Origin of the sequence: Burkholderia sp. LS-044 (assembly GCF_004803625.1) — a bacterium.
Classification (GTDB): Bacteria; Pseudomonadota; Gammaproteobacteria; order Burkholderiales; family Burkholderiaceae; genus Burkholderia; species Burkholderia cepacia.
Genome location: NZ_SSWO01000003.1, coordinates 476,167 through 488,760, shown reverse-complemented (window position 1 = coordinate 488,760; position 12,594 = coordinate 476,167). Strand labels below are relative to the sequence as shown.

9 protein-coding genes are annotated in these 12,594 nt (G+C 66.8%); 3 read left to right on the top strand and 6 right to left on the bottom strand.

Features of this window, described 5'->3' with window-relative positions:
- Positions 1-141: 141 nt before the first annotated feature.
- Both pgeF and E9536_RS10705 read right to left on the bottom strand, forming a co-directional pair.
- Positions 142-981, bottom strand: a complete 840-nt coding sequence (pgeF, locus tag E9536_RS10710) for a peptidoglycan editing factor PgeF (protein WP_027787249.1) — start codon at positions 979-981, stop codon at positions 142-144.
- A 6-nt stretch (positions 982-987) separates the two neighbouring features.
- Entirely contained in the window at positions 988-2,196 is a 1,209-nt protein-coding gene (locus E9536_RS10705; RefSeq protein ID WP_027787248.1) for an RluA family pseudouridine synthase, read from the bottom strand.
- 41 nt (positions 2,197-2,237) lie between these two features.
- On the opposite strand from E9536_RS10705, the gene E9536_RS10700 reads away from it, so the two are divergent.
- Positions 2,238-3,062 carry an outer membrane protein assembly factor BamD gene (locus E9536_RS10700; protein ID WP_021163132.1) on the top strand — a complete coding sequence of 275 codons (825 nt, stop codon included), beginning with the start codon at positions 2,238-2,240 and terminating at the stop codon, positions 3,060-3,062.
- Positions 3,063-3,182: 120 nt separating this feature from the next.
- On the opposite strand, the gene E9536_RS10695 is transcribed toward E9536_RS10700, so the two are convergent.
- The 3 genes from E9536_RS10695 to E9536_RS10685 form a co-directional block, all read right to left on the bottom strand.
- Entirely contained in the window at positions 3,183-5,429 is a 2,247-nt protein-coding gene (locus E9536_RS10695) for an ATP-dependent DNA helicase (protein ID WP_027787247.1), read from the bottom strand.
- A 55-nt stretch (positions 5,430-5,484) separates the two neighbouring features.
- Positions 5,485-5,700 carry a YdcH family protein gene (locus E9536_RS10690; RefSeq protein WP_006478692.1) on the bottom strand — a complete coding sequence of 72 codons (216 nt, stop codon included), beginning with the start codon at positions 5,698-5,700 and terminating at the stop codon, positions 5,485-5,487.
- Between the two features lie 77 nt (positions 5,701-5,777).
- On the bottom strand, positions 5,778-6,530 hold the full coding sequence (locus E9536_RS10685) for a hypothetical protein (RefSeq protein WP_060311779.1): 753 nt from the start codon (positions 6,528-6,530) through the stop codon (positions 5,778-5,780).
- Positions 6,531-6,690: 160 nt separating this feature from the next.
- On the opposite strand from E9536_RS10685, the gene E9536_RS10680 reads away from it, so the two are divergent.
- On the top strand, positions 6,691-9,015 hold the full coding sequence (locus tag E9536_RS10680; protein WP_027787245.1) for a Tex family protein: 2,325 nt from the start codon (positions 6,691-6,693) through the stop codon (positions 9,013-9,015).
- 413 nt (positions 9,016-9,428) lie between these two features.
- Entirely contained in the window at positions 9,429-10,457 is a 1,029-nt protein-coding gene (locus E9536_RS10675; RefSeq protein WP_168799515.1) for a sesquiterpene cyclase, read from the top strand.
- Between the two features lie 23 nt (positions 10,458-10,480).
- On the opposite strand, the gene E9536_RS10670 is transcribed toward E9536_RS10675, so the two are convergent.
- Positions 10,481-12,397, bottom strand: a complete 1,917-nt coding sequence (locus E9536_RS10670) for a potassium transporter Kup (RefSeq protein WP_027787243.1) — start codon at positions 12,395-12,397, stop codon at positions 10,481-10,483.
- Between the last annotated feature and the right edge of the window lie 197 nt (positions 12,398-12,594).

Here is a 12,594-nt window from a genome sequence, read left to right as displayed (position 1 = left end):
GTTCCGGCGAAACATAAAACATTTTGATTGACTTGACTTCGCATTTTTCATTCAGCGGCGCATGTAACGCGGCATGGCCGCCGCAAAATCGAGATAACCCGATTTTGCAGCGCGACAAATCCCGCGCCCATGCGCATCCCGTCAATCCGCCAGCCAGATCGCCGCCGCCATGCGGCCCGTCACGCGGTCGCGCCGGTACGAATAGAAGCGCGCCTGTTCGGTGACCGTGCAGGCCGTCCCGCCGCTCACGTGCGCCACGCCCGCACGCGCAAGACGCAAGCGCGCGAGCGCGTAGAGATCGGCCAGGAACTTGCCGGGCGCGCCATCGATCGCGACGAACGCAAGCCGGGTTTCATCATGCTCCGACTGCGGGGCCGTGTCGAGAAACGCGTCACGCACGTCGGCGCCGACCTCGAACGCCCGCGGGCCGATCGCCGGCCCGAGGTAAGCATGAAGCGCGTCCGTCGCACCGCCCGCGAGTGCCGCGACCCGCGCCGCCGTCTGTTCGACGATGCCGGCCGCCAGGCCGCGCCAGCCCGCATGCGCGGCGCCGACGGCGCGGCCCTGCGTGTCGCACAGCAGCACGGGCAGGCAATCCGCGACCATCACGACGCAGACGGCGCCGGCACGGTCGGTGACACTCGCGTCGGCCTGCACCGGCGCGAGCGCCGCGGGTGCCGCCGCGATCACCTCGTCCGCGCGCACGATCTGCGCGCCGTGAACCTGCTCGAGCCACGCGGCGCTCGACTGGCCAGCCAGCGCGAGCAGGCGCGCGCGATTCCCGGCGACATGAGCCGGATCGTCACCGGTGTGCAGGCCGAGATTCATCCCGCCCGGCAGAGCTTCCGCGCCCTGCCAGCGCCCATACGGGCCTTCGCTCACCCCGCCGTCGCGCGTCGTGATCAGCGCGCGCACGCGCGGCGACACCTGCCAGTCGGGCTGTACACAGTCCTGCCACGTCAACGGCGCCAGGTTCGTCATCGGCACTCACTCCTCCTCGTCGTCCAGGTACGGCTCATCGTCGTGATACTCGCCGCCGAAATCGTCATCGTCGTAGACACCGTCATCGTCGTCGAATTCCTCGTCGCCCTGCCCGAAGCCGAGCGCCGCGACGAGGGCGTTCATGTCGTCCGGCAGCGGGCAGCGCCACTGCATCGCCTTGCCCGTGACCGGGTGCACGAGACCGAGCCGCCATGCATGCAACGCCTGTCGCGCGAAACCGTCCGGCAACGGCGCGACCGAGCGCTTGCCGCGCGCGCGCCCGTACACGGGGTCACCGAGCAGCGGGTGCCCGGCATGCGCGCAGTGCACGCGGATCTGGTGCGTGCGGCCGGTCTCGAGATCGCACTGGATCGCCGAAACCGGCTGACGTTGCCACAGGCATGTGTCAACCGTGCGGAAATGCGTGCGCGCGGGCTTGCCCGACGCGCCGGTGACGACGGCCATGCGCGTGCGTTCGCGCGGATCGCGGCCGATCGGCGCATCGATCGTGCCCTCCTCGGGCATCGTGCCCCACACGAGCGCGAAATAGCGGCGCTTCACCGTGCGGGCCTGCAACTGGCGCACGAGGTCCGTCTGCGCGGCCAGCGTACGCGCCACCACCATCAGCCCCGACGTCTCCTTGTCGAGCCGGTGGACGATCCCCGCGCGCGGCAGGCCGGCCGCCGCGTCGCCATAGCGATGCAGCAGCCCGTTGAGGATCGTGCCGCTCCAGTTGCCGGCGGCCGGATGCACGACGAGGCCGGCCGGCTTGTTGATGACGACGAGCGCGTCGTCCTCGTAGATCACGTCGAGCGGCACCGGTTCCGGCGTAAAGGCGAGCTGCTCGGGGAGCAGGTCGGGCACGAGCTCGATCTTGGCGCCGAGCGGCACCGGCTGGCGGATCTTCGCCGGCGCGCCGTCGACGAGCACGCGCTGCGCCTCGATCCAGCTCTGCAGGCGGCTGCGCGAGAATTCAGGGAACAGTTGGGCGAGCGCCTTGTCGAGGCGCTCACCCGCGAGCGACAGCGGCACTTCGACGACGCGCGGCGCGTCGTCGGCCGCCGCGGACGGCACGACGGGCGCCTGCATGGCGTCGCCGGCCAGATCGTCATCGAGGGAATCCCCCGACGCAGCGTCGGCGGGCCGATCGCTTGGGCTATAATCTTCGCGATTTGGTGTGCCCGGCTGGGCATTCTGCGAACTTGAACGGGTCATTTAGACTGGGTCACCGAGACTTGAAGCTAGGACATGCGAGCATGATGAATTCGACCAAACGCACGGCCAGAACCGTCGCCGCCCGGGCTGCGGCGGTAGCGGCCGCGGCCCTCATCGCCGGCTGCCACGGCTTGCCGCAGAAGCAGGACGAGACGGCTACCTGGTCGAACAACAAATTATACTCAGAGGCCCAGGACGCACTGTCCGGCGGCGACTGGGGCAAGTGCGCGAAATATTTCGAATCGCTGCAAGGTCGCGATCCGTTCGGCCACTTCGCACAACAGGCGCAGATCAACGTTGCGTACTGCAACTGGAAGGACAACGAAGCGGCCGCCGCCGACCAGGCCGTCGATCGCTTCATCCAGCTCCACCCCGATCATCCGGATATCCCTTACGCGTACTACCTGAAGGGGATGATCCACTTCAACGACGATCTCGGCCTGTTCGGCCGGTTCTCCGGCCAGGACATGAGCGAGCGCGATCCGCAGGCACTGCGTGAATCGTACGATGCGTTCAAGGTCGTCGTCGACCGCTTCCCGAAGAGCAAGTACGCGCCCGACGCCGCCGCGCGGATGCGCTACATCGTCAACGCGCTCGCGTCGCACGAAGTGCACGCGGCCGACTACTACTACCGGCGTGGCGCCTACGTCGCGGCCATCAACCGTGCGCAGCTCGCGATCAAGGACTACAAGGGCGCCCCGGCGATCGAGGACGCGCTGCACATCATGATCCTGTCGTACGGCAAGCTGAACCAGCCGCAACTCGCCGAGGACACGAAGCGCGTGCTCGCAGGCACGTTCCCCGACAGCCCGTACGTCACGGGCCACTCGCGCCCCGGCGCGAAGAAGTCGTGGTGGCAGTTCTGACGAAAGCACCATGCAGCGCCCGCTGCGCGAACAAAAAACCCGGCCATCGAGCCGGGTTTTTTATTGGCGCCGCACTCAGGCAGCGCCAGTGCGAGCGCGCGGCGAGCGCCGCGCGCGTCGTCACGTGCGCTTTGCGGAACGATGCTCGTCGAAGAAGTCCTGGACGACCGCGATCTCGCGAGTCCGCTTGAACGGCGGCAGGCTCTGCCAGATCCGGCGCCCGTAGGGCTTGTCGACGAGCCGCGTGTCGCAGATCATCAGCACGCCGCGATCCGTCTCCGCGCGAATCAGCCGGCCCGCGCCCTGCTTCAGCGTGATCACGGCCTGCGGCAACTGGTGCACGGCGAACGGGCTCAGCCCCTTCTTCGTCAGCGCATCGAGGCGCGCGGCGAGCACCGGATCGTCCGGCGGCGCGAACGGCAGCTTGTCGATCACGACGAGCGACAGCGCATCACCGCGTACGTCGACGCCTTCCCAGAAACTCTGGCTGCCGACCAGGATCGCATTGCCGTATGCACGGAAACGATCGAGCAGTTCGGTACGGCTCGCATCGCCCTGCACGAGCAGCGGCGTGTTCCAGCCGCGCGATTCGATCACGTCGCGCAGCTTCGACGCGATCCGGTCGACCGCGCGCAGCGTCGTGCACAGCATGAACACGCCGCCACCGGACGCCTCGATCGCCGGCAGCGCGGCGTCGAAGACGGCATCGGTAAACGCCGGCGAAGACGGTTGCGGCAGGTTGCGCGGCACGTACAGCAGCCCTTGCGACTGGTAGTCGAACGGGCTCGCGAGCGTCATCGAGCGACGCGAGCTGAGGCCCATCTGTGCCGCGTAGTGCGTGAAATCGCCGCGCACCGACAGCGTGGCCGACGTGAACACCCATGCACGCGGCACACCCGCGCGCTGCTTGGCAAAGATTGGCGCGACCGACAGCGGCGTTTCGTGCAGCTGGACCGTATGCGCGAACACTTCGACCCAGCGCACCTTCTCGTTCGGATCGCCGTCGGATGCCGCCTTGTCGCCGGCCGCCGCCGCATCGGCCTTCGCGGCCGCTTCCGTCGCGCCGGGCGCGACCCAGCCGGCCAGCAGGTCCTGCAGTTCGCGTGCGCGCCGCAGGCACGCGCCGAGCGATTCCGCCCGTTCGGCCTGGCTGGCAAGCGCCGACGCAAGCGCGTCGAGCGCGGCCTCGAGCGCGTCGAGCGCGCCGAACATCGGGTGATCGTCGCCGAGCTGGGCGAGCGACATCCGGACGATCTGGTCGTTCGCGAACGCCAGGCGCAAGTCGCGTGCCGCGCGCTCGAGATCGCCGCCGAGCTTCACCCATTCGACCGCGTCGCGTGCATGGCTCAGGCCTTCAGCTACCGTGTCGCGTGCGAGTTCGAGAATCTGCGTCGTCGACAGCGTCTCGCCGAAGAACAGCGTCGCCGTTTCCGGCAACTGGTGCGCTTCGTCGAAGATGACCGTGTTCGCGTTCGGCAGCAGCTCGGCCATCCCCGTGTCGCGCAGCATGATGTCCGCGAAGAACAGGTGGTGGTTGACGACGACGACGTCGGCCTGCTGCGCCTCGCGCCGCGCCTGCATCACGAAGCATTCCTTGTAGTGCGGGCATTCCTGGCCAAGGCAGTTGTCGCGCGTCGACGTGACCATCGACCAGACAGGCGCCGTTTCCGGCACGCTCGCGAGCTCGGCCTTGTCGCCGCTCTTCGTGATCTTCGCGAAACGGACGATTTCCTGCAGGTAGGCCGTATCCTGCCGCGACGGCAGCCGGCCGTTGTCGGCCGTGCGTTGCAGGTAGTAGTGGCACAGGTAGTTTGCGCGCCCCTTGAGCATCGCGACGGACACCGGCACCGCCAGCGCGTTGCGCACGGTCGGGATGTCGCGCTGGAACAGCTGGTCCTGCAGGTGTTTCGTGCCTGTCGACACGATCACCTTGCCGCCCCACAGCATCGCGGGCACGAGGTACGCATAGGTCTTGCCCGTCCCCGTGCCGGCCTCGACGATCAGCGTGTTGTCCCCGGCATCGCTGTCGGGCTCGGCTGCGGCGGCGTCCGCGCCCGTCTCGGCCGCCTTGTCGCCGTCGCCGAGGCGACGCGCCGGCCGCTTGCGGGTTTCGAAGATCTCGGGCTCGGGCATCCGGCGAGCGGACGCTTCCATCGCGGACGCGACGGCGCGCGCCATCTCGATCTGCGATGTGCGCGGCCGATAGCCGTCAAGCGCGCGCGCCAGCAATCCGCCCTCGCCGAAAATCGTGTCGAGTTCGTCGACGCGCTTGCGGCTCAGTTCAAAGGTGCCTTCGGGCGCACGAGCGCGCCCGGCGGACGACACGTCGCGCCGGGCATCGGGGGTGGCTTCAAGCGGTGAATTCAAGGCAAGCGTTCCTGTGTCCAGCGCCCGGGCGGCGCCGGCGCTTGCCAGGCCGCGCTCAGGCGCGCTTATCCGGTTCCAGCTGCGATTGCAGCAAAATGATTTTGTCCTTGGCCGCCAGCTTTTCCTTCTTCAGCCGGTGCAGCGTGATGTCGTCGATGTCGGAGTGCCCTTCCTTCAGCTCGATCTCCCGAGCGAGCTGCTGGTGCTGCTCCTGCAATGCAGCCAAACGGTTGTGCAATTCCTGCTGCTGTTCCGTGTGACGGTTTTGCATGTTTGCCTCCTCATCGAAGCAGCGCGCCGGCTGGCGTGCCAGCGCGCACGAGACTGATTCCGGATCAATCCAACACGTTACTGCCCCTGCTGTTGCTTCTGCTGCGCCTTTTCGGTCGCTTCCTTCTGACGCCGCTCGACGTCGGCCTTGTGCTGCGCGGCTTCCTTCTGCTTCTGCTCGTAGCGTACGGCGTTGTCCGCCCGCTCCTGCGCCTTCTGCGCGGCCTGCTGGTGCGCCTGGTCGAGCTTGCGCTGGAAGTCGCCCTGCTTCTGGTCGTACGCCTGCTTGTTCGCCGCGCGCTGCGGCCCTTCCGCGCCGCGCTGCGCCTGCTTCAGCGCATTCTGCTCCTGCTTGTCGCGGAACGCAGCGGCGTTTGCCGCGTCGTTCGCCGCGCGCTGCGGCGCTTCCGCCGCGTCCTGCGCCTGCTTCAGCGCCTGCTGCTGGTCGCGCTGCTGCGCGCGCACCGCCCGCTGCTCGTCGTTGAGCGCGAGCTGCTCCTGGCGGATGCTCGCCCGCTCGTCGCGCATCTGGTCACGCGCCTTGCCGAGACAGTGATTGACGAAGAACTTGCTGTAGCAATCGTGCTCGGCCACCGCATAACGATAATCGTTTTCCGCGGAGCGTTGATTGAGCACTTTTTGACGGGCGTCGAAATCCGGTGCGGCCGTGGCCGTCACGGGTGCGGCCGCGGTGGCGGCCGGCGCGGTGGCGCCCGAAGCTTGCGCGAACGCGCTGGAAGGCCCGGCAGACAAAGCCGCGGCGAGCGCTGCGCCGAGCGCGACGAGAGAAATTCGGGAAGTTGGCAACGTCGTAGGAAAGCTGCGGGACATGTGTCAAATTCTATCACCCCCGGCTGGACGCTCCGCCATTTATGGCAAAATGCCCCGCTTCACTCACCCGCGGCATCTGGCCCGTCGGGCCCGCCACGCAGCCCGCCGCTTCGGGCCTGCCGGCCCGCGCCGCGATTTCAGCAGGCAGATCATCCACGACATGACGGAAACCGTAGCACTCAAGATCGTACAGCGCATCGCCACCGAACTGTCCGTCCAGCCGCGCCAGGTCGCGGCGGCCGTGCAACTCCTCGACGAAGGCTCGACCGTTCCGTTCATTGCCCGGTACCGCAAGGAAGTGACCGGCAACCTGGACGACACGCAGTTGCGCCAGCTCGAGGAACGCCTCCTGTATCTGCGCGAGCTCGAGGACCGCCGCGCGGCGATCCTGTCGAGCATCGACGAACAGGGCAAGCTGACCGACGAGCTGCGCGCCGCGATCGACGCGGCCGACAGCAAGCAGGTGCTCGAAGACCTTTATCTGCCGTACAAGCCGAAGCGCCGCACGCGTGCGCAGATCGCCCGCGAGGCCGGCCTCGAGCCGCTCGCGCAGGCCCTGCTCGCGAACCCGCTGCTCGACCCACAGGCCGAGGCGGCCGCCTACGTCGACGCCGACAAGGGCGTTGCCGACGTGAAGGCCGCGCTCGACGGCGCGCGCGACATCCTGTCCGAACAGTTCGGCGAAACGGCCGAGCTGCTCGGCAAACTGCGCGATTATCTGCACAGCCAGGGCGTCGTGTCGTCGGCCGTCGTCGAGGGCAAGGAAAACGAGGAAGGCGAGAAATTCCGCGACTATTACGACTACGCGGAAACGATCAGGACCGTGCCGTCGCACCGCGCCCTCGCACTGTTCCGCGGCCGCAACGCGGGCGTGCTGACGATCAAGCTCGGCCTCGGCGAAGAGCTCGACGCCCAGGTGCCGCATCCCGGCGAGGCGATGATCGCGCGCCATTTCGGCATCGCGAACCAGAACCGCCCGGCCGACAAATGGCTGTCCGACGTATGCCGCTGGTGCTGGCGCGTGAAGGTGCAGCCGCACATCGAGAACGAACTCCTCACGCAGCTGCGCGAAACGGCCGAAACCGAAGCAATCCGCGTGTTCGCGCGCAACCTGAACGACCTGCTGCTGGCCGCGCCGGCCGGCCCGAAGGCCGTGATCGGTCTCGACCCCGGCCTGCGCACGGGCGTGAAGGTCGCGGTCGTCGACCGCACCGGCAAGGTGCTCGCGACCGATACGATCTACCCGCACGAGCCGCGCCGCGACTGGGACGGCTCGATCGCGAAACTCGCGCGCCTCGCCGCGCAGACGCAGGCCGAGCTGATCAGCATCGGCAACGGCACCGCATCGCGCGAAACCGACAAGCTCGCGAGCGAGCTGATCGCGAAACACCCGGAGCTGCGCCTGCAGAAAATCGTCGTGTCGGAAGCCGGCGCGTCGGTCTACTCGGCGTCCGAACTCGCGGCGAAGGAATTCCCCGACATGGACGTGTCGCTGCGCGGCGCCGTGTCGATCGCGCGCCGCCTGCAGGATCCGCTCGCCGAACTCGTGAAGATCGAGCCGAAGGCGATCGGCGTCGGCCAGTACCAGCACGACGTGAACCAGCGCGAACTCGCCCGCTCGCTCGACGCGGTCGTCGAGGATTGCGTGAACGCGGTCGGCGTCGACGCGAACACCGCGTCGGCCGCGCTGCTGGCGCGCGTGTCGGGCCTGAACGCGACGCTCGCGCGCAACATCGTCGACTACCGCGACGCAAACGGCCCGTTCCCGTCGCGCGAGCACCTGCGCAAGGTCCCGCGCCTCGGCGACAAGACCTTCGAACAGGCCGCCGGCTTCCTGCGCATCAACGGCGGCGAGAATCCGCTCGACCGCTCGTCGGTGCACCCGGAAGCGTATCCGGTCGTCGAGCGGATGCTCGCGAAGATCAGCAAGCGCATCGACGACGTGCTCGGCAACCGCGAAGCGCTGTCGGGCCTGTCCCCGACGGAATTTGTTGACGAGCGTTTCGGCCTGCCGACCGTGCGCGACATCCTGTCCGAACTGGAGAAACCGGGCCGCGATCCGCGTCCGGAGTTCAAGACCGCGACGTTCCGCGAAGGCGTCGAGAAGGTGTCGGATCTCGTGCCGGGCATGACGCTCGAAGGCGTCGTGACGAACGTCGCCGCGTTCGGCGCGTTCGTGGATATCGGCGTTCACCAGGACGGGCTGGTCCACGTGTCCGCAATGTCGACGAAGTTCATCAAGGACCCGCACGAAGTCGTGAAGGCCGGCCAGGTCGTCAAGGTGAAGGTGCTCGACGTCGACGTGAAACGCCAGCGGATTGCGCTGACGATGCGCCTCGACGACGAGGCAGCAGCGCCCGGCACGCCGTCGCGCGGCGGCCAGGATCGCGGCAACGCGGGGCGCGGCGCCGCCCGCCCGCAGCGTTCGCGCGAGCCGGAACCGGCCGGCGCAATGGCCGCGGCGTTCGCGAAGCTGAAGCGCTGAGCACGCGAAAAGCGTCGCCGCACAAAAAACCCGCCTCCCGGCGGGTTTTTTTATTGAATCGTCGTCCGCATTTTCGATATCCGGGATGAAAAACGAATATGCGCGTTTCCATCGTCATTCCCCTGCGTTTAATCGGCAAATTAAACAATCCGCGTTGCGACATGCGTTTTCTTGACGCTTCACAAGTGACACATAAAATAAGTTTTCGAACGGCCGTATTTTGATGCTTCTGTATTGGGCAGCGATCTTGCCGTTCAGCGGCCGCGTTCTCCGCGGCGCTCGCATGCACGGTGAATATCCTGCCTCCCGTGTTTCGGTCTCGCCTTTTTTGCAGTCGATTCGCGACGCATTGCATCCGGTATTCGCCTGACCGGCGAACCGGGACGGATTCGCGAAAAATGGATCGGGGAACCATGACAGACGACCATCTGAAAACCGAACTGGCCGCATTGCACATGCCCGTTTTCGACGTGCCGTGGGCCGGCGCCTGTTCACCGCACGTCGAGCGAATCGAATCGCGCATGCTCGAGTGGGCCGACGCATACGGCCTGTTCATCAGCGACACCTACCGGGAACGCGTCGTACGCACCCGATACGGCTGGCTCGCCGCGCGCTGTTACCCGAACGCCGATCCTTCCCTGCTGCAGGCGCTCGCCGATTATTTCGTGTGGTTCTTTCTCGTCGACGACCTGTTCGTCGATCGCGTCGAGCCGGTCGGCCCCGATACGTTGCGCAATCTGACCGCGATGATCGATGTGCTCGACTACGAATGTACCGGCCCCCAGCCCATATATGGCGAGCGAGCATGGCTCGATGTGTGCCAGCGCCTGCGCGCCCGCCTGTCGGCCGAACATTTCGCGCGCTTCGCACAAGGCATGCGCCTGTGGGCCACCACGGCCGGACTGCAGATTATCGGCCACCTGAGGGCCGAGCCGATCGCAGTGCAGCAATACGAAACGATCCGGCGTCACACGAGCGGGATGAATCCTTGCCTCGCGCTGGCGGACGCGGCCAATGCCGGTGCCGTCCCGCCCGATACGTTTCATCGGCCGGAAATCCAGACACTGTTCCGGCACGCGAACCATATCGTCTGCTGGAGCAACGACATCCAGAGCGTCGGCGTCGAAGCGGGCCAGCCCGGGCAGTTCCGGAACATGGTGATGATCCACGCTTCCCGCGGCCATACGCTGCAGGCCAGCGTCGACTACACGGCCGAGCGTGTGCGCGCCGAGATCAGCGCATTCGTCCTGTGCGCCGATGCACTCGCCCAGCATGCCGACACGCGCGTGCGCGGCCTTGTCGACGGCTGCCGATACTGGATTCGCGGTTATCTGGATTGGGTCGCGCGGGATACGCAGCGCTATACGGCTGTGGCCGAGGCCGGCGATGCAGACGATCGCGGCCTGATTGCCTGGTCGGCGGACTCGGCGGCGCGCGGCTGAACGATCCGCGCGCCGCCCCCGGGTCAGATCTCGATCTTCGTCCCGAGCTCGACCACGCGGTTCGCCGGGATCGAGAAGAAGTCGGTCGGCTTCGCGGCGTTCTGGTGCATCCACGCGAACACGCGCTCGCGCCAGATCGACATCCCGGGCAGATGCGTCGGCACGACCGTTTCGCGCGCGAGGAAGAACGACGTGTCCATCAGCTCGAACGTCATGTCGTGCGTGCGGCCGAATTCCTCGAGCACGGCCTTCACGTCCGGCGTCTCGTTGAAGCCGTACTCGGCCTTGACGATATACAGCCCGCCGCCCGCATCACGCGCGGTCTGGCGCTTGTCGTCGCGCACGTAGGGAAAATCGCGCGTCACGAACGTGAGGAAAATGGTCCGCTCATGCAGCACCTTGTTGTGCTTCAGGTTGTGCAGCAGGCTGACGGGCACGAGCTTGTCGTTGCCGGTCAGGTAGATCGCGGTACCCGACACACGATGCGGCGGATGCGCGAGCAGGCCCTGCAGGAACGGCTCGAGCGGAATACCGTCGGCGGCCGTGCGCTCCTTGACGATGTGACGCCCCTTGTACCAGGTCATCAGCAGGAAGAACAGCAACGCGCCGATGCCGAGCGGCAGCCAGCCGCCCTGCGCAACCTTCAGCAGGTTCGCGCCGAAAAAGCCGAGGTCGACCGCGAGGAACACGGCGATGATCGCGCCGACCAGCAGCCGGTTCCAGTTCCACACCTTCACCATCACGACCGCGGCGAGCACGGTCGTGATCACCATCGTCGCCGTCACCGCGATGCCGTACGCGGCCGCGAGGTTGTCGGAGCTCTTGAAGCCGATGACGATGCAGAGGATCACGAACAGCAGCAGCCAGTTCACGACCGGCACGTAGATCTGGCCGATCGCGAGATCGGACGTATGCAGCACTTTCATGCGCGGCACGTAGCCGAGCTGGATGGCCTGCGACGTCAGCGAATACGCGCCCGAGATCACCGCCTGCGACGCGATCACGGTCGCGACCGTCGACAGCACGACGAGCGGCAGCAGCCCCCATTCGGGTGCCAGCAGGAAGAACGGGTTCTCGATCGCCTTCGGGTTCTGGATCAGCAGCGCGCCCTGGCCGAAGTAGTTCAGCACGAGCGACGGCATCACGAGCCCGTACGCGGCGATGCGGATCGGCTTCGCACCGAAGTGGCCCATGTCCGCGTAAAGCGCTTCCGCACCGGTCAGCACCAGCACGACCGAGCCGAGCACGACATAGGCCTGCAGCACATGCTCCGACATGAACGACGCGGCGTAATACGGGTTGATTGCCGCGATGATGCCCGGCACGCGCACGATGTGGTACACGCCGAGCGCGGCAATCACAACGAACCACAGCACCATGATCGGGCCGAACAGCTTGCCGACCAGCGCGGTGCCGTGGCGCTGGATCCAGAACAGCGCGATCAGGATCACGATCGTGATCGGCATCACGAGATGGGACAGGTGCGGCGTCGCGATCTCGAGACCTTCGACCGCCGACATCACCGAGATCGCCGGCGTGATCACCGCGTCCCCGTAGAACATGCACGCGCCGAAAATCCCGAGCGCCATCAGCGCGCCCGCGACGCGGGTCTTCGAGTCGAGCGGCCGCAACGACAGCGCCATCAGCGCGAGCACGCCGCCTTCGCCGTTGTTGTCCGCCCGCATCACGAACAGCAGGTACTTGATGCCGACCACCAGGATGATTGCCCAGAACAGCAGCGAGATCACTCCGAGAATCGATCCTTCGGTGAGCGGGATACCGTGTGCGGGGCTGAACGCCTCCTTGAGCGAATACAGCGGGCTGGTGCCGATGTCGCCGAACACGACGCCGATGGCTGCTATCGCTAGCGCCCGCATCGAGTGTTGCTGCGTCGAATGCGGCGCGTGTGCTGCGTCGGTCGCGTGGATCGTGTCGTTCATATGAAGCGTAATAATCGGGTCCGGGTCGGACAAAACGAGCGCTATTCTACTCGCGCCCCCTTGAAACGCCGCCCTGCTCTGTTGCCTTGGAACCACGTGAGCCACGCCATGCATGCAATCCGGCGCAAGCTGTGGCAGGGCTGCCAATCATAGCCGGGGCAGCGCCGTCTGCCTACCGGATCCGCGGCCCGCGCGCC

Excerpts from the sequence above, each read along its gene's own strand:
- pgeF (WP_027787249.1), bottom strand. The coding sequence starts at position 981 with ATGACGAACCTGGCGCCGTTGACGTGGCAGGACTGTGTACAGCCCGAC.
- E9536_RS10705 (WP_027787248.1), bottom strand. The coding sequence starts at position 2,196 with ATGACCCGTTCAAGTTCGCAGAATGCCCAGCCGGGCACACCAAATCGC.
- E9536_RS10700 (WP_021163132.1), top strand. The coding sequence starts at position 2,238 with ATGATGAATTCGACCAAACGCACGGCCAGAACCGTCGCCGCCCGGGCT.
- E9536_RS10690 (WP_006478692.1), bottom strand. The coding sequence starts at position 5,700 with ATGCAAAACCGTCACACGGAACAGCAGCAGGAATTGCACAACCGTTTG.
- E9536_RS10685 (WP_060311779.1), bottom strand. The coding sequence starts at position 6,530 with ATGTCCCGCAGCTTTCCTACGACGTTGCCAACTTCCCGAATTTCTCTC.
- E9536_RS10680 (WP_027787245.1), top strand. The coding sequence starts at position 6,691 with ATGACGGAAACCGTAGCACTCAAGATCGTACAGCGCATCGCCACCGAA.
- E9536_RS10675 (WP_168799515.1), top strand. The coding sequence starts at position 9,429 with ATGACAGACGACCATCTGAAAACCGAACTGGCCGCATTGCACATGCCC.
- E9536_RS10670 (WP_027787243.1), bottom strand. The coding sequence starts at position 12,397 with ATGAACGACACGATCCACGCGACCGACGCAGCACACGCGCCGCATTCG.